The sequence below is a fragment of the Pseudomonas fluorescens genome, assembly GCF_000802965.1.
Taxonomy (GTDB): domain Bacteria; phylum Pseudomonadota; class Gammaproteobacteria; order Pseudomonadales; family Pseudomonadaceae; genus Aquipseudomonas; species Aquipseudomonas fluorescens_A.
Window position 1 is genome coordinate 142,188 of the sequence record NZ_JSAK01000031.1, and the last position, 17,395, is coordinate 159,582.

At 58.8% G+C, this 17,395-nt stretch carries 16 protein-coding genes; 7 read left to right on the top strand and 9 right to left on the bottom strand.

Features of this window, described 5'->3' with window-relative positions; all coding sequences use genetic code 11:
* Window positions 1–14: 14 nt before the first annotated feature.
* The 4 genes from NL64_RS23955 to NL64_RS23970 form a co-directional block, all read right to left on the bottom strand.
* Entirely contained in the window at window positions 15–1,349 is a 1,335-nt protein-coding gene (locus NL64_RS23955; RefSeq protein WP_034150541.1) for an MFS transporter, read from the bottom strand.
* A gap of 192 nt (window positions 1,350–1,541) precedes the next feature.
* Window positions 1,542–2,741, bottom strand: coding sequence for a formaldehyde dehydrogenase, glutathione-independent (gene fdhA, locus NL64_RS23960; RefSeq protein WP_034150542.1), 1,200 nt, complete (start codon window positions 2,739–2,741; stop codon window positions 1,542–1,544).
* A 54-nt stretch (window positions 2,742–2,795) separates the two neighbouring features.
* Window positions 2,796–3,863: an aromatic ring-hydroxylating dioxygenase subunit alpha gene (locus NL64_RS23965; RefSeq protein ID WP_034150543.1), complete on the bottom strand. Its 1,068-nt coding sequence runs from the start codon at window positions 3,861–3,863 to the stop codon at window positions 2,796–2,798.
* 33 nt (window positions 3,864–3,896) lie between these two features.
* Window positions 3,897–4,850, bottom strand: coding sequence for a PDR/VanB family oxidoreductase (locus tag NL64_RS23970; RefSeq protein WP_034150544.1), 954 nt, complete (start codon window positions 4,848–4,850; stop codon window positions 3,897–3,899).
* 263 nt (window positions 4,851–5,113) lie between these two features.
* Between NL64_RS23970 and NL64_RS23975 the strand changes: the two genes are divergently transcribed.
* Entirely contained in the window at window positions 5,114–5,584 is a 471-nt protein-coding gene (locus tag NL64_RS23975; protein ID WP_034150545.1) for a MarR family winged helix-turn-helix transcriptional regulator, read from the top strand.
* A 207-nt stretch (window positions 5,585–5,791) separates the two neighbouring features.
* On the opposite strand, the gene msrA is transcribed toward NL64_RS23975, so the two are convergent.
* The 3 genes from msrA to NL64_RS23990 are packed head-to-tail and all read right to left on the bottom strand — an operon-like array spanning window position 5,792 to window position 7,442.
* The gene (gene msrA, locus NL64_RS23980; protein WP_034150546.1) at window positions 5,792–6,298 is read right to left on the bottom strand and encodes a peptide-methionine (S)-S-oxide reductase MsrA; all 507 of its coding nucleotides are present in this window, start codon (window positions 6,296–6,298) and stop codon (window positions 5,792–5,794) included.
* Between the two features lie 50 nt (window positions 6,299–6,348).
* Entirely contained in the window at window positions 6,349–6,837 is a 489-nt protein-coding gene (locus NL64_RS23985; RefSeq protein ID WP_034150547.1) for a copper chaperone PCu(A)C, read from the bottom strand.
* Complete coding sequence (locus NL64_RS23990) at window positions 6,837–7,442, bottom strand: SCO family protein (RefSeq protein WP_034150548.1); 606 nt, start codon at window positions 7,440–7,442, stop codon at window positions 6,837–6,839. The genes NL64_RS23985 and NL64_RS23990 overlap by 1 nt, the downstream gene beginning before the upstream one ends.
* Before the next feature lie 242 nt (window positions 7,443–7,684).
* Between NL64_RS23990 and NL64_RS24000 the strand changes: the two genes are divergently transcribed.
* From NL64_RS24000 to NL64_RS24015, 4 genes are all read left to right on the top strand, one after another.
* Entirely contained in the window at window positions 7,685–7,885 is a 201-nt protein-coding gene (locus NL64_RS24000; protein ID WP_034150550.1) for a YbdD/YjiX family protein, read from the top strand.
* A gap of 537 nt (window positions 7,886–8,422) precedes the next feature.
* Window positions 8,423–10,984: a nitrite reductase large subunit NirB gene (nirB, locus tag NL64_RS24005; protein ID WP_034150551.1), complete on the top strand. Its 2,562-nt coding sequence runs from the start codon at window positions 8,423–8,425 to the stop codon at window positions 10,982–10,984.
* On the top strand, window positions 10,984–11,358 hold the full coding sequence (nirD, locus tag NL64_RS24010) for a nitrite reductase small subunit NirD (protein ID WP_034150552.1): 375 nt from the start codon (window positions 10,984–10,986) through the stop codon (window positions 11,356–11,358). The genes nirB and nirD overlap by 1 nt, the downstream gene beginning before the upstream one ends.
* A gap of 25 nt (window positions 11,359–11,383) precedes the next feature.
* Entirely contained in the window at window positions 11,384–11,824 is a 441-nt protein-coding gene (locus tag NL64_RS24015) for a CBS domain-containing protein (RefSeq protein ID WP_034150553.1), read from the top strand.
* A gap of 90 nt (window positions 11,825–11,914) precedes the next feature.
* Here the strand turns inward: NL64_RS24015 and NL64_RS24020 are convergent, their stop codons facing one another.
* Window positions 11,915–12,346 (bottom strand): nuclear transport factor 2 family protein, encoded by a 432-nt coding sequence (locus tag NL64_RS24020; RefSeq protein ID WP_034150554.1) that lies wholly within the window; start codon window positions 12,344–12,346, stop codon window positions 11,915–11,917.
* Window positions 12,347–12,521: 175 nt separating this feature from the next.
* Here NL64_RS24020 and NL64_RS24025 point away from each other — a divergent pair, with 175 nt between their 5' ends.
* Entirely contained in the window at window positions 12,522–13,196 is a 675-nt protein-coding gene (locus NL64_RS24025) for a DUF2238 domain-containing protein (RefSeq protein ID WP_034150555.1), read from the top strand.
* Window positions 13,197–13,213: 17 nt separating this feature from the next.
* Here the strand turns inward: NL64_RS24025 and ilvD are convergent, their stop codons facing one another.
* Window positions 13,214–14,896 carry a dihydroxy-acid dehydratase gene (ilvD, locus tag NL64_RS24030; RefSeq protein WP_034150556.1) on the bottom strand — a complete coding sequence of 561 codons (1,683 nt, stop codon included), beginning with the start codon at window positions 14,894–14,896 and terminating at the stop codon, window positions 13,214–13,216.
* Window positions 14,897–15,400: 504 nt separating this feature from the next.
* Here ilvD and mqo point away from each other — a divergent pair.
* Window positions 15,401–17,047, top strand: coding sequence for a malate dehydrogenase (quinone) (mqo, locus tag NL64_RS24035; RefSeq protein WP_034150557.1), 1,647 nt, complete (start codon window positions 15,401–15,403; stop codon window positions 17,045–17,047).
* The last annotated feature ends 348 nt before the right edge of the window (window positions 17,048–17,395 follow it).

Below are 17,395 nucleotides of genomic sequence, written 5' to 3' on the forward strand. Positions count from 1 at the left end.
TATGGACGGTCGATTCAGGCGTTGCCGACGGTGTTCAGCTGGAGCAGCCGCTGTGGCTTCAACAGCCAGACGGCGAGCGCTGCAAGGACGAAGGACAGGGCAAATAGCAGGTAAAGATCGGCAGGCTGCCACTGCGCATCGATCAACCGACCAGCCACCAATGGCGAGAGAATCGCCCCGGCGCGACCAATGCCGATGCCCCAACCCAGGCCAGTGACGCGCTGAGTGGCGTTGTAGATGCTCGGAGTAAGGGCATAGAGCCCGGCTACGCAGCCGTTGACAAAGATTCCTATCAGCAGCACCAGGGCGAAGGCCAGGTTCAGGTTGGCAGTGAATTGCACGAAGACCGCCAGCAGTACCGCATTGACCAGCAGGTAGGCCATGAGCACGCGGGACAGACGAAAGCGCGCCGCCAGCAAACCGATCAGCGAGGTGCCGAGAATGCCGCCAACGTTGAGTAACACGCCGCCAGTGATTCCCTGGGTATTCGACAGACCGGCCGAAACCAGCAGCCTCGGCGTCCAGCTCATGACGAAATAGAAACCGAACATCACTAGAAAGAAGGCGGTCCACACCAGCAAGGTTGAGCGGAGCAGGGCTGGCGAGAAAAGCTCGGCAAAGGTGGCGCGTAGCGGTTTCCTGGATTCGCGCAATGCCTCGGGCAATCGCTCAAGGGAAGTGATCGCTACTCGTTGCAGCACTGCATTGATACGATCCAGTGCGCGCCGGGGTTGGCGTGACAGCAGGAAAGCCAGGGACTCGGGCAACCAGAATGCAAGGATCGGCAAGGTCAACAGCGTCGCTACGCCACCGTAAAAAAACACCGAACGCCAACCCAGGGATGGGATGATCTGCGCCGCGATCAGGCCGCCGATCGTTGCGCCCAGTGCGTAGGCTGTGGATTGCAGGCTGATGGCCAGACTGCGCCATTTTTTGTTGGCGTACTCCCCGGCGATAACGTAGCTGCTGGCCAGGATGCCACCGATGCCAAGTCCGGTGATCAGGCGTAATACGGCCAGCATTTCCGGGGATGTCGCCCTGGATGACGCCAGCATGCCGAGGCCCGCAATGCCGACACACAGCAAGATAAGTGGCCGTCGCCCAAAACGGTCGGCCCAGGGGGCGATAAACAACGAGCCGATAGCCATTCCGACAAGCCCGGCGCTGAGCAGGTAGCCGAGGTGAATGCCGCTCAGGCCCCAGTCAGCGGATATGGAGGCGGCGGTGAACGCCATCACCAAAACATCGAAGCCATCCAGCATGTTGATCAGAAAGCAGAGCGCAATCACGCCCCACTGGAAGCTGACCATGGGTTTTTCGTCCAGCTGTTGCCCAATCGACTGGCTCATGACGTCAGGCTCCGAGGCTGTTGATAGAGAGAGGAGGGGAACGACGGGCAGCCGAAACCGCCCCGTCGAGCAGGGATTGAAGTGAGTACATGTCGATACCTTCTTGTTTTTTTGGTCAGTGGAGCATGCAAGGTGCTCCGGAGCCGGTGACTCGGCTCCGGAGTGGCCTGAGTCGGCCGGGAAATTCAGGGTTCAGGTCGCGCTGAATGTTTTGTGTGGATCAATGACGAATTTTTTAGGCACGCCCGCATCGAACTCGCCGTAACCTTCCGGCGCCTGATCCAGACTGATGACCTGCACACCCACTACTTCGGCAATGTTGATGCGGTCCCACATGATCGCCTGCATCAACGCGCGGTTGTACTTCATCACCGGGGTCTGGCCGGTGTGGAAGCTGTGGGATTTGGCCCAGCCGAGGCCGAAGCGGATGCTCAGGCTGCCCATTTTCGCGGCGGCGTCGACAGCGCCCGGGTCTTCGGTGACGTAGAGGCCCGGAATGCCGATTTTGCCCGCCACGCGCACCACGCCCATCAGCGAGTTGAGCACCGTGGCCGGGGCTTCGTGTTTCACGCCGTCATGGCCGTGGCCGCGGGCTTCGAAGCCAACGCAATCCACTGCGCAATCCACTTCAGGCTCGCCCAGCAACGCGGCGATCTGTTCGTGCAGCGGGGCGTCTTTCGATAGGTCGACGATTTCAAAACCCTGGGCCTTGGCGTGGGCCAGGCGGATGGTGTTGACGTCGCCGATGATCACTACGGCAGCGCCCAACAGACGGGCCGATGCCGCAGCGGCCAGGCCGACCGGACCGGCGCCAGCGATGTAAACGGTGCTGCCCGGGCCGACGCCGGCAGTGACGGCGCCGTGGTAGCCGGTTGGCAGGATGTCGGAGAGGCAGGTCAGGTCGCGGATTTTTTCCATGGCCTTGTCGCGGTCTGGCAGTTTCAGCAGGTTGAAGTCAGCGTACGGCACCAGCACGTATTCGGCCTGGCCACCGGTCCAGTCGCCCATGTCGACGTAACCGTAGGCGCCACCGGCGCGGGCCGGGTTGACGGTCAGGCAGACGCCGGTGTGTTGCTCCTTGCAGGAACGGCAGCGCCCGCAAGCCACGTTGAACGGAACGGAAACCAGATCGCCGATTTTCAGGTTCTCGACGTCGCTGCCCTTCTCGATCACTTCACCGGTGATCTCGTGACCCAGCACCAGGCCGGTTTGCGCGGTGGTACGACCGCGCACCATGTGCTGGTCGGAGCCGCAAATGTTGGTGGAAACCACTTTGAGAATGACCCCGTGCTCGATCTTGCGACCGCGCGGGTCCTGCATTTTCGGATAGTCGATTTTCTGTACTTCGACCTTGCCAGCGCCGAGATACACCACACCACGATTGCCAGACATGTTTTTTTCCTTAAGGAGGTTTTTGTTATGTAGCGGTAGCAAGTGCAGCTGCATTCAAACGCTGGATTGGCGCAGTTGCTCGATGATGCGGCGGGCGCGATTGGCACCGACATCAACGTGTATGTCGATCATCGGGCGCGCGCCGAACCGGCACATGTTCTGGTACTGGGCTTCGATCACTTCCTTGTCTTCATCGAAGGTCAATATCGTTTGCTCAACGACCTTGGCTTTGATGACTTCAGGATCGCTTTCGGGGTTGGTGGCAATGGTCCAGAAGTAGTGACTGGTGTTTTCGGTCTCTGGCGTGACCCCGTGGAAGCCGCGCATATGGAATCCACCGCGATCAGGATCATTGAGGTCATCCGTGCCGGCATTCACTGCGCCGGTCCAGATACGCAGATGACTGACGTGAAATTCGATCTCCTGCCAACGGTCAACGGTGCCTTTGAAGGGGTAGGCGGCGGTGTAGGTGGGAGGTGGAACGGAGTCCGGCATGTGGCGCACCACCCGTACCACGTTGTCTTCACTTTCCACAGTCATCCGGGCATTCATGTGGATGCTGGCGTTGCCGCCGATGGTGCGCAGGTGGACATAGCCCAGATGGCTCAAGTCCATGAGGTTGTCGTGAATCAGCTGATAAGGCGCGTTGTAGTGGTACACGCTGCCGTCGAACAGGTACTTGCCGCTGCTGTGGACAGGGTAGGTCGGCGGCTCGCAGGTCGGCTCGGATTGAGCCGCGCTGCCAAACCAGATCCAGACGATTTGATCCTGCTCACGCACGTGATAGGCGGGTACTTTCGCTTTGCTCGGGATCTTGTCCTGGCCAGGGATTTCGACGCATTTGCCGTTTTCGTCGAACAGCAGGCCATGGTATCCGCAGCGAATGCCCGTTGCTTCGAGCGTGCCGTTCGACAGTGGCAATGCTCGATGGCAGCAGCGGTCTTCCAGCGCGGCAACCTCGCCGCTGGTTTTGCGAAACAGCACGACAGGTTTGCCCAGTAGTGTCCGGCCCACGGGTTTGTCCTTCAACTCCCAACCCAGCGCAGCGACGTACCACTGGTTCAGGGGAAAATCAGGCAAGGCAGGCGCTGGAATTTCTTCGGCAAGTGTTTGGATGTTCATGGGTGTTCTCCAGGTTTTATGTTGTTGTTCGATTCAGAGATCAAGAACCAGGCGTGAGGATTTGGCGCGAGAGCAGCAGGGGGTGAAGCGGTCGTTTGCGGCTTGTTCGGCCACTGTCAGAAACTGGTCCCGGTGCTCGGGGATGCCGCTCAGTACACGGGTTACACAGGTGCCGCAGACGCCTTGCTCGCAGGACGACTCGATCTCTATGCCGGCCTCGTCCAGCACTTCGAACACCGTGCGTTCGGCGGGAATCTGAAAAACCTGGCCACTGCGTGCCAACTCGACTTCGAAGGGCGCATTGGCGCTTTGATCGACAGGCTCAGCCGCGAAGAACTCTTTATGAACGCGGTCCTGTGACCAGCCCGCGCTCTGCGCAGCATCGAGGATGTAGTTCATGAACCCTGCCGGTCCGCACACATAAAGATGCGTGCCAGCGTCGGGTGTGGCGAGCAGGGCGGGCGCATCCAGCTTCTGGATTTGGTGACCGCTATCGTCGTGCAGCTTGATGCGATCAGCGAACGGTGTTTGCGTAAGCATCGCCACGAACGCCGCACGTTCGCTGGATCGAAAGCAGTAATGCAACTCGAAGTCGGCCCCTTGGTGTGATAGCTCCCAGGCCATCGCCAACATGGGCGTGATACCGATGCCACCGCCAAACAGCAGGTGTCGGCTGGCTGAGCGATCAAGCGGAAAGAGATTGCGCGGATTGCTGATAGTGAGTGTTTGCCCTGACCGTATCTGTTCGTGCATCGCTCTGGAGCCGCCACGGGAGTTCGGGTCGTTGAGTACGCTGATCAGGTAGCGATGGCGTTCCCTGGGATCGTTGCACAAGGAATACTGCCGGGTGAGGCCGTCGGCAATGTGAATGTCGATGTGGGCACCGGCCTCGAAGACCGGCAGCGTGCTGCCATCCACGGCACATAATTCGAAACTGCAGATGCCTTCGGCTTCGTCTGCTTTGCGGGTGACGTTGACTTGAAGCATGACTTGTCCCTCCACACTGAAGTGGCTGCTGAAAAAAACATTGGTTAGGGCTTTGGCTGGGGAGGGGTCAGCCGGGCGCTTGTGCGTGGAGGGCGAGCGAATTGAAAGGGTTCATGACCAACACCTGATAATTGTTTTTATGAGTCAGGGCGACGGCCTATCATGCAGGTCATCGCCCGTAACGTTCGGTAGAGAAATCCTCCGATTATTTAGTTGCGGTGTCAACCAATATTCAGTTCTCGCCGATCCAAGGTGTTCGCTCAATGTCTGCAGAATCACAACTGAACCTCACTCGCTATGTCCCGGCGCTGCTGAATTTCCTGTCCAACAAACTCTCGGCAGGGGCATCGCAGTGCTATCGCAAACATTTCGGCATCGGTGTCGTCGAGTGGCGAATGCTCTCGATGCTCGCCGTCGAAAGTCACATCACCGCCAATCGTATCTGCCAGACGATCGGGCTCGACAAGAGCGCGGTCAGCCGTTCGCTACAATCGCTGGAGGTGGCGGGGCATATTTGCAGCCAGGTCGATCCAAAGGATGCACGGCGCTACACCGTCAGCCTGACTGACAGCGGAAAAGCGCTACATGAACGGGTGCTCAAGGTTGCACTGGAACGCGAGCGGCGGCTGCTCAGTGGGCTCTCCGACTCGGAAGTGGACACGCTGATCGAGTTGTTGGGGCGCATGCATGCGCAGGTATCCAACGTGAACGACTACGATCCGGTCGACGTGTGAACAACAGCCCCTGAAGTGGACGACAGCCATCGTGAAGAAGGAATCCACCGACTCAAAGGCTGAGTAGCAGCTTGGCGTGGCGCTCAATACAGCGAAGCGCAAGTGACATGTAGGAGCTGCCGAAGGCTGCGATCTTTTGATTTTGCTTTTCCAAGGGGACAAAATCAAAAGATCGCAGCCTGCGGCAGCTCCTACAAGGGTGCTTTTTCAGCTGCGTTTCGGCAGCTTCCAGTCTGGCCGGATGAAGTGGCAGGTATACCCGTTGGGGAATTTTTCGAGATAGTCCTGATGCTCAGGCTCTGCTTCCCAGAACGGACCAGCAGGTTCGATTTCCGTGACGACCTTGCCGGGCCAGAGACCGGAAGCTTCAACGTCGGCCACGGTGTCATCGGCGACGCGTTTCTGCTCTTCACTGAGGTAAAAAAGCGCCGAACGGTAACTCTCTCCCAAATCATTGCCCTGGCGATTTGGCGTGGTCGGGTCGTGAATCTGAAAGAAAAACTCGAGAATTTCCCGATAGCTGATCACTTGCGGATCGAAGACGATTTCAATCGCTTCGGCGTGACTGCCATGGTTGCGGTAAGTCGCGTTGGGCACATCACCGCCTGAGTAGCCGACCCGCGTGGAAATCACGCCGGGCTTGCGCCTGATCAGATCCTGCATGCCCCAGAAGCAGCCGCCAGCCAGAATCGCGGTTTCGGTGTTCGTCGTCATTACGCACCTCCCATCAGTGAACGGCCTCGTGAACCGAGGCCGCCGGGCCATCAATGCATCTTGCTGTGATCCATGTTGCCGTGATCCATCGTACCGAGTGCACGGGCTTCGGCGTCGACCTTGATCGTTTCTTTCTCGCCCTTGGCGTTTTCGACGATCAGGGTGAGAGGCACTTTACTGCCTTCCTGCACCTGAGCCGTCAGGTCCATCAGCATAATGTGGTAGCCGTGGGGATCAAAGCTCACCGGTTTGCCGGCCGGCAGCGCGACGGATTCGACCTGACCCATGCGCATCACATCGTCTTTCATGCTCATTTGATGAATTTGCACAGTCTTGGCGACAGGCGACAGTACGCTCAGCAATTTGCTGTCGGTGTCCGCCTGCAAGGTCATGAAAGCGCCCGTCGAGGGCTGACCCGCCACGGTCGCACGCACCCAGGCGTCGCTCACCTGGGTTTGCGCGGACACCTGCCAGGCCATGCCGATCAGGGAAAGGCCCAGGGCCAACTGTTTGATACGCTTGGCGCAGAACGAAGTCATCAGCAGACCTCCATGACGGTGAGCAGGTCTTCTGCGCACTCTTGAGCCGTAAGGGACGCGGACAGCCCCAGGCGCAAGTTGCCCCTGGAATCGAAGACGTAGCTGGTCGCGGTATGGGAGAGGGTGTAGGTATCGCCGCTTGGGACCTTTTCATAGAACACGCCGAACTCCTTGGCGGTGGCGGCGGTTTCTTCCAGCGTGCCGGACAGCGCTTCGAAACTCGGATCGAAGGCTTTGACGTATTTGTCGAGCATTTGCGGAGTATCGCGTTCGGGGTCCAGGGTGATGAAGATCACTTGCAGGCGTTCACCGTCGCGGCCCATCAGCTTCTTGGCCTGGGCGGCGCGGGCCAGGGTCGTCGGACAGACCGCCGGGCATTGGGTGAAACCGAAGAAAATCATCGGCATCAGGCCCTGATAGCTACCGAGCATGCGGGTTTCGCCCTCGGCGTCCTTGAGCTTGAAGGAGCGCCCCATGATCTTGTCGCTCAGGTCCTTGCCGTATTTGAACGACAGCTTGCTGCTGTCATCGCAGCCGGCGAGCAGGCCAAGGCTCAGCAGGCTCATGCCTTGCAGGACCGTGCGACGGGAATACAACGTACTCATGGAAAAAAGCTTCCTGTGTAGCCACTGAAAAAACACAGTGCCTGACGGATCAGACGAAAAAAAGCGCGTGGATGTTAACAAACTGTTGCCCATTGGCGCTTAATCGATTCGCCCGCCGGTCGTGCGCCCAATGGTCGCGGCCACCCGAATACACAAACATACAAACGGTTCTTGCGCGGACACATTGCAGATACATCAGTGCGCTTTGATGGTGGCGTCCAATACCCATAGAGAGCATCGCCATGTTCCGTAAACTCCAGCATGTCGCCCGTTTCTTCAGCCAGAGCGCACGGTTGATGGTGGGCGTTCCCGATTACGACAACTACGTTGCGCAGAGGGCGATCAATCATCCGGGCGAGCCCGTCATGAGCTATGAGGCGTTTTTTCGGGAGCGGCAGGAGGCGCGGTTTGGTCGAGGGAAATGTAATACGCGGTGTTGCTGAACCCTGAACACCGATAAACCTGTGGCGAGGGAGCTTGCTCCCGCCGGGTCGCGAAGCGACCCCCTCTTAACCCAAAAGAAGGGTCCTGCTGCGCAGTCCAGCGGGAGCAAGCTCCCTCGCCACAGAATCCGCGCCGCGCACCACCACATGCACTTTTTAAGCGCCACGCCTGCCAATGTGCACCAGCGCGAAGCGGTTTGCCTGGTTTGAATCAACAGCCGCAAACATCGCCCACCTCGTCAGAAACGCCTGTAAACCGCACTCGATACGCACTCTCGCCGGCCTTAAAAAGCACCTTGCGACAAACTGGCACAAACACTGCAATAGACCCATCAAGCCCCTCTGAAAAAGAAGGGCAGCCCTCTCGGTCAACGACGATCGACTGGCCGCACAGGTCGTGGGCTACATCGGTGGATCAGGCATAGCCGTCTGGTTTCAACACCGCAAAAGAACAGGCAAAGACGCCTGGAACCGCAAGGTTTCAGGCGTTTTTTTTTGCTTTTTTTCACCGTGATGGGCTTTGGGCAGGTGTCGTTTATGAATTCCAATGTGGCCACTTTGAACAAGCAGCAAACGCTGATCGTGATCGGCAATGGCATGGTCGGACATCATTGTGTCGAGCAGTTGATCGAGCGCGGTGCGCTGGATAGCTATCGACTGCACGTCTTCAGTGAAGAGCCAATGCGTGCCTACGATCGCGTGCATCTGTCCGAATACTTTTCCGGCCGTGACGCCGAGTCGTTGGCGCTGAGCGATGCGTCGTTATACCAGACCCCCGGCGTGACGCTTCACCTGGGTGTGCCAGTGCTGGAAATCGATCGCGAACGGCGTCAGGTGATCACCGCGCAGGGTTGCGTTGCTTACGACAAATTGGTCCTGGCCACCGGCTCCTATCCATTTGTGCCGCCGATTGAAGGCGCCGAAGGCGATTCGCGTCTGGTGTACCGCACGCTGGAAGACCTCGACGCGATTCGTGCAGCGGCGGCTAATGCCCGGCGCGGTGTGGTGGTCGGCGGTGGACTGCTCGGACTCGAAGCCGCCAACGCCCTGAAGAGCCTGGGCCTTGAAGCCCACGTCGTGGAGTTCGCCCCGCGCCTGATGCCGGTGCAACTGGATGATTTGGGTGGCCTCGCACTCAAGGCACAAATCGAACGTCTGGGCGTTGGCGTGCATCTGTCCCGTGCCACACAATCGATCAGCGCCGGTGAGGAATACCGCTACCGGATGAATTTTGCCGGCGACGAATTCCTTGAAACCGACCTGATCGTCTTCTCCGCCGGGATCCGTGCACAAGATGCGCTGGCTCGCCAATGCGCGCTGGAAATCGGCCCGCGCGGTGGTGTGGTGATCGACGACACCTGCCTGAGCTGCGACCCGAACATCTACGCCATCGGCGAGTGCGCCTCGTGGAATGGCAGCCTGTTCGGCCTGGTCGCGCCGGGCTATCAGATGGCCCGCAGCGTCGCGGCACGTCTGTGCGATGACGCCGCCGAGCCGTTCCAGGGCGCCGACATGTCGACCAAGCTCAAACTGCTGGGCGTTGACGTAGGTTCCATCGGCGATGCCCACGCCAACACGCCGGGTGCGCGTAGCTATCAATTAATCGACGAAACCACCGCCAGCTATCGCCGTCTGGTGGTCGATGCCAGCGGCAAGCAGGTGCTTGGCGCCGTGCTGATCGGCGACAACAGCTATTACGACACGCTGCTGCAATACATGCAGAACGCGATTGCCTTGCCGTCTGAACCTGCCGCACTGATCCTGCCGTCCTCGGAAGGCGCGCCGACCCTCGGCCCGGGCGCCTTGCCGGAAGCGGCGACGATCTGCTCCTGCCACAACGTGACCAAGGGCGCGATCTGCTCGGCCATCGACGGTGGTTGCACCGACCTCGGCCTGCTCAAGTCGCAGACCAAGGCTTGCACCGGTTGCGGCGGTTGCGCTGGATTACTCAAGCAAGTTTTCGAGCATGAACTGATTGCCCGTGGCGTCAGTGTCGACAAGAGCCTGTGCGAACACTTCGCTTACACCCGTCAGGAGCTGTATGCGCTGGTGCGGGTGGAAGGGGTGATCACCTTCGAAGAACTGCTGGCCAAACATGGCAAAGGACACACCGGTTGCGATGTGTGCAAACCGGCGGTGGGCTCGATCCTCGCTTCGTGCTGGAATCAGCCGATCATGGACCCGTCGCTGGTGCCGTTGCAGGACACCAACGACACCTTCATGGCCAACATGCAGAAAAACGGCACCTACTCGGTCGTGCCACGGATTCCCGGCGGCGAAATTACTGCTGACAAGTTGATCGCCATCGGCGTGGTAGCGAAGAAATACGATCTCTACACCAAAATCACAGGCGGCCAGCGAATCGACCTGTTCGGCGCGCAATTACATGAATTGCCGGACATTTGGAGTGAGCTGATAGAGGCGGGCTTTGAAACCGGGCACGCCTACGGCAAGTCGACCCGCACAGTGAAGTCTTGCGTCGGCAGCACCTGGTGCCGTTACGGCGTGCAGGACAGCGTGCAAATGGCCCTGACCATCGAGGACCGCTACAAAGGCCTGCGTTCTCCGCACAAGCTCAAGTTCGCGGTGTCCGGTTGCACCCGTGAATGCGCCGAGGCGCAAAGCAAGGACGTCGGCGTGATCGCCACCGAGAAGGGCTGGAACCTGTACATCGCCGGCAACGGCGGCATGCGTCCGCGCCACGCCGAACTGTTCGCTACTGACCTTGATGATGCGACGCTGATCCGCTACATCGACCGATTCCTGATGTTCTACATCCGCACCGCCGACAAATTGCAGCGCACTTCAGTCTGGCGCGAAAGCCTCGAAGGCGGCCTTGATTACCTCAAGGACGTGATTATCCACGACAGCCTGGGCCTCGGCGCCGAACTCGAATCGCAGATGCAACTGGTGGTCAATCGCTACGAATGCGAGTGGGCCAACGCCCTCAAGGACCCGGAAAAACTCAAGCGCTTCCGCACCTTCGTCAACGATAAACGCCCGGACCCGGACATCCACTTCGTCCAGGAGCGCGGGCAACGCCGGCCGATCATGGCGGCAGAACTCAACCTGATCCCTGTTACCGAGGAGAGTGTCTGATGACTCAGTCCAATACCCAACGCGTTGAAACCGCTGCGTCTGCCAATTGGCAATCGGTGTGCAGTGAGCAGGATCTGGTGAACGACTCCGGTGTGGTGGTCTGGCTGGACGGTGCCCAAGTGGCTCTGTTCTACCTGCCGGGCATGGCGGGGAAAACCCTTTACGCCATCGACAACCACGACCCGCAATCCGGGGCCAATGTCATCGGTCGCGGCCTGGTTGGCAGTATCAAGGGTGATCTGGTCGTCGCGTCGCCGATCTACAAACAGCATTTTCGTCTTGAAGACGGCAGTTGTCTGGAATACCCGCAACAGCGTTTGCGCGTCTGGCCAGTGCGGCTGAACGAAGGGCTGGTGGAAGTCGGAGTGGCCTGAGCGCCATTCAGATCAGGAGACGGACATGAAGACAGCCGCACAGTTGCTCAAGCTCAAGGTCGTGGAAAACCAGCAGGTGCACAGCATCGGCCCGGACGCCATGGTGCTGGACGCCGTGAAGAAAATGGCCGAAAAGAACGTCGGCGCTCTGCCGGTGATCGAAAAAGGTGAAGTCGTCGGGGTGATCAGCGAGCGCGACTATGCGCGCAAGGTGGTTCTGCTCGGTCGTTCGTCCGTCGGCACGCCGGTCCGGGCGATCATGAGCTCGCCGGTGGTCACGGCCGACAGCCAACAGAGCATCGAGCATTGCATGGCCGTCATGACAGACAGCCATTTGCGTCACTTGCCCGTGGTGGAAAATGGCGAGCTGATCGGTCTGCTATCGATCGGCGATCTGGTCAAGGAGGCCATTGTCGAGCAGGCGGACCTGATTCGGCAGTTTGAACATTACATTCGCGGCCACTGAAACCAGCGGGTGTATCAGCGCAACACAAAAGGGGACGGGTCGGCGGGTAGACGCCGATTTCGTCCCCTTTTTTCAAAGCTTATCTAAACATCAGAATTTAAACGCCTGGCGTCCTACCAACAGCCATTTTCCATCTTGTTTTTGCCAGATCTGAAAGTTCTCGATTTCTGTCGGGACCACTTCGGCGCCCTTGAGCGCCTGGGCCGAGAAATGGTGGCGGACCAGCGCGACATCACCGGAAACGGTGATGGTCTGGTTCTGCATTTCGAGGGTCTTGAATGCGCTTTTGCCGGTCTCGATATCGGCGATGAAGTCTTTCTTGTCCTGGATCTTGCCGCTGGAATGCCCGTAGGTGAGGTTGTCGGCGGTCAATGCGTTCAGTTCAGAAATGTCCTTGTGCAACATCGCCTGGGTCAAGTGGTCGACGGCTTGCGCTACGTCCTTGTCAGTGGAAGCAGGGGTAGCGATAACGTAGCCGCTGAACAGGCACAGAAAACCAATCAGCACTTTTGCTTTTTTCATGATGTTTCCTTGTTGTTGTGGGTGAACGGATCGATGAAGACGAAATGACTTATCGGTCATCGTACAACCTAGCATGTGACCAAGGAAAAAAGCGAACTTGCGCGACGGCTTTATCTCGAAGGTAATAGTCCGTACGTGTTTAATTCAAGGCGCCCCGTTTCGAGGAACTCGACTCATGCAGCCCAAGGAACATCCGCGATACGAATTGACGCTGCTGATTCTCTTCATGCTCATCGTCATTGTCTTGGGCTATTCGCCACGCAGCCGAGTGGATTGGGCGCTGGAAAACCTGTTGGCGCTGTTACTGGTCGGGACATTGGTGGCCGTTTCTCGTCGATTTCGCCTGTCTGCGCCATCCATCACGCTGGTGTTTGTGTTCTTGTGTATTCATGAGTTGGGCGCTCATTACACCTATTCCCTGGTGCCATACGATCGTTGGTGTTCGACGCTGACCGGTGTCAGTTTCGACAAAAGCTTTGGCCTGCACCGCAACCACTACGACCGGTTGGTCCACTTGAGTTACGGCTTGTTGATGGCCTATCCGATCCGGGAAGTGCTGCTGCGGCTGACACCGTTGCGGGGGCGCTGGCTGTTTTTCATGGCGTTGAACATCGTTCTGTCGACCTCGGCCATCTACGAACTGGTGGAGTGGGTCGGCGGGGCCTACCTCGGTGATGACACGGCAAAAGCCTTCGTCGGCGCGCAAAATGACCCTTGGGATTCGCAAAAGGACATGGCACTCGCCGTCGCCGGCGCATTCGTCAGCCTGCTAATGGTTTCCCTGCGTCATACGCCAGAGAAAGCGGCGCTACCTACCGCGTGTCGAAAAAACAACAATCAGTGGGAGTGATCCTACAGGTCGTGTGATTAAAGGTACTTGTCGGTCACAGCCCCCTCCGAAGCACTGGACACCGTCTTCGCATACTTGGCCAACACCCCGCGCTTGTACTTCGATTCCGGCCTCACCCAACGCGTTTTGCGCTCGGCCAGTTCGGCATCGGAAACGTCCAGGGTAATCTGCCGGGTTTCGGCGTCGATGGTGATTTTGTCGCCATTCTCGATCAACGCAATCGGCCCACCCTCAAAGGCCTCCGGCGTAATGTGCCCGACCACGAAACCGTGGGAGCCACCGGAAAAACGCCCATCGGTGATCAGCGCCACATCCTTGCCCAGTCCCTTGCCCATCACCGCCGAGGTCGGTGAAAGCATCTCGCGCATGCCCGGCCCGCCCTTGGGGCCTTCATAGCGAATCACGATCACCTCGCCGGGTTTGACCTCGCCGTTGAGGATGCCGGCCAATGCGCCTTCTTCACCGTGATAGACCCGCGCCGTACCTTCGAAGCGCAGGCCCTCCTTGCCGGTGATCTTCGCCACGGCACCGGTGGGGGAGAGGTTGCCGCGCAGGATCACCAGGTGCGAGTCCTTTTTGATCGGCCGGTCGAAGGGCAGGATCACGTCTTGACCCGCAGGGTAATCGGGTACGTTTTCGAGGTTTTCCGCCAGGGTCTTGCCGGTGACAGTCAGCACTTCGCCATGCAGCATGCCGGCCGCGAGCATCCGCTTCATCAAGGGCTGGATGCCGCCGATAGCCACCAGTTCGCTCATCATGTATTTGCCGCTGGGGCGCAGGTCGGCCACCACTGGAGAGATCTTGCCCAACTCGACGAAATCATCGAGGGTCAGATCAACGTCCACCGCATTGGCCATCGCCAACAAATGCAGCACCGCGTTGGTCGAGCCGGCGAGGGCGATCACTACGCGGATGGCGTTTTCGAAAGCCTTGCGAGTCATGATGTCGCGCGGTTTGAGGTCGAGCTTGAGCAGCTCCATGACCTGCTGCCCGGCGCGGAAACTGTCCGAAGCCTTGTCCCCGCCGACAGCGTCCTGGGAACTCGAACCGGGCAGGCTCATGCCCAACGCCTCGATGGCCGAAGCCATGGTGTTGGCGGTGTACATGCCGCCACAGGAGCCGGGGCCGGGAATCGCCACTTCCTCGATCTGCTTGACCTGGATTTCGCTGATGTCCCCGCGTGCATGCTGGCCGACGGCCTCGAACACGGAAATGATGTCGGTGTGGCCGGCGCCGGGGCGAATGGTGCCGCCATAGACGAAGATAGAAGGACGATTGAGCCGCGCCATGCCGATCAGACACCCCGGCATGTTCTTGTCACAACCGCCCACGGTCACCAACCCGTCAAAGCCTTCGCACCCGACCACCACTTCAATGGAATCAGCGATCACTTCGCGGGACACCAGCGAATACTTCATGCCTTCGGTGCCATTGGCGATGCCGTCGGAAATGGTGATGGTGTTGAAAATCACCCCTTTGGCACCGGCAGCATTGGCACCTTTTTCAGCTTCAATCGCGAGTTTGTCGATGTGCATGTTGCAAGGCGTGACCATCGCCCAGGTGGAGGCGATGCCGATCTGCGGTTTCTTGAAGTCTTCGTCGGTAAAGCCCACGGCACGCAGCATGGCGCGGGCGGGCGCGGCCTCGACGCCGTCGATCACTTGGGAGGAATATTTGCGCAGATCGTCTTTATCGCTCATGACTACTCCTCACAGACTCAATTGAAGACCTCTGAGTATAGTCGCGCGTCCGCGAGAACCTGTACGAGCCGGATTGCTGGCGAATGCGGACTTTAACGTTGCATCGCCATTGAAAACACCATCGCCAGCAAGCCGGCTCCTACAGGTTCGAGCGTGAATTGCGGATCGGGTGACCGACGCGCATCCGGACCAGCCAGTCGTGAACAGACGCGCGGGTTTGCCTTGACGTGATATTCTTCGCCCAACTTGGTTTGACCTATTCAGTTTTCCTGTCCTTGAGACGGGTGAACAGAATCACTGTCGCTCCAGTAGCTGAAGCCAAAAAAGATAAAAAGTCAGTTCAGTAGGGACATATAACTGGGGTCGACGCAGTCAGTCGGCCTTGCGTGCCCACCCTCCAGATGTCATGTGCGAGAACCCACGGCAGCCTGCCTGAATGCCGTGAACAAGGGGCTCGTGAGTGAAGATGGAAGGGCGGATGGCGTTTTATCTTAGGTGCTACAGATGTTTAAGAAAGTGAACACGGCCCTGCTGGGGCTGGCCTTGTCGTTGGGGATGACGACAGCCCAGGCCGAAGAAGCCAAGAAAGTCGACGTGCTGTTGATCGGCGGCGGCATCATGAGCGCGACCCTCGGCGTCTGGCTCAATGAGCTGGAACCCGGCACCTCGATGGAAATGATCGAGCGCCTCGACGGCGTCGCCCTGGAAAGCTCCAACGGCTGGAACAACGCCGGTACCGGTCACTCTGCCCTGGCCGAGTTGAACTACACCCCGGAAGACGACAAGGGCAACGTGTCGATCCCGAAAGCCGTTGAAATCAACGAAGCTTTCCAGATCTCCCGTCAGTTCTGGGCCTGGCAGGTTCAGCAAGGCGTGCTGAAGAACCCGCGTTCGTTCATCAACTCCACGCCGCACATGAGCTTTGTGTGGGGCGATGACAACATCAAGTTCCTGAAAAAGCGCTACGAAGCCCTGCAAGCGAGCCCGCTGTTCGCCGGCATGCAGTACTCCGAAGACCCGGCTGTGATCAAGAAGTGGGTACCGCTGATGATGGAAGGGCGTGACCCGAACCAGAAAATCGCGGCCACCTGGTCGCCGATCGGCACCGACGTGAACTTCGGCGAGATCACTCGCCAGTTCGTTGCGCACCTGCAAACCACGCCGAAATTCGACTTGAAGCTGTCCAGCGAAGTGCAGGACATCACCAAGAACGCAGACGGCAGCTGGCGTGTCAGCTACAAAAACCTGAAAGACGGCAGCAAATCCGAAACCGACGCCAAGTTTGTGTTCATCGGCGCCGGCGGCGGTGCCCTGCACCTGCTGCAGAAGTCCGGCATTCCTGAAGCCAAGGAATACGCAGGCTTCCCGGTAGGCGGCTCGTTCCTCGTGACCGAAAACCCGACCATCGCCGAGCAACACCTGGCCAAGGCCTACGGTAAAGCTTCGGTGGGCGCACCGCCGATGTCGGTTCCGCACCTGGACACTCGCGTGCTGGACGGCAAGCGCGTGATCCTGTTTGGCCCATTCGCGACTTTCAGCACCAAGTTCCTGAAAGAAGGTTCGTACCTGGACCTGCTGACCACCACCACCACGCACAACGTGTGGCCGATGACCAAGGTTGGCATCAAGGAATATCCACTGGTCGAGTACCTTGCCGGCCAACTGATGCTGTCTGACGAAGACCGCCTCAACGCGCTGAAAGAGTACTTCCCGAACGCCAAAGCGGAAGACTGGCGTCTGTGGCAAGCAGGCCAGCGTGTGCAGATCATCAAGCGTGATGAAGCTGCCGGTGGCGTGCTGAAACTGGGCACCGAAATCGTCGCTTCGCAAGACGGCAGCATCGCCGGTCTGCTGGGCGCATCGCCAGGCGCGTCGACCGCTGCACCGATCATGCTGACCGTGCTGCAGAAAGTGTTCAAGGACAAGGTCGCGACCCCTGCGTGGCAGGAAAAGCTGCACCAGATCGTTCCTAGCTATGGCACTCAGTTGAACAACGATCCGGCGAAAGTCGCTGAAGAATGGGCCTACACCGCCAAGGTGCTGGAACTGACTCCGCCGCCGGTGATTGGCGAGATGGTGGCTCCGGCTGCTGCTCCGGCCGAGAAGCCGAAGGCAGTGAAAGAGAGCCCTGCGGCTGATATGGCTCTTTAATCTGGCTGCCCCACCTGTACGGCTGGGGCATCAGGACTAGCTGATCCGCGATAAAAAATGCCCGCTGAACCGGTAACGGTCAGCGGGCTTTTTTTGGTCCGTTTATCTCGGCAATCACAGATAACGCCACACCTGTAGGAGCCGGCTTGCTGGCGATGGTCGTTAACGATAACGCGTGCGGTCTGGATTCACTCGGCGCACTTGAATCCATCGCCAGCAAGCCGGCTCCTACGGTTCTGCATGGATTTGCGTGACTTATCCCCGGGGGGATTTGATCTGATCCGTATTTTCCAGCGCTTTCTGCATCTGTAATGCACACAGCCTGAGCCTCACAATACCGGCACGGTC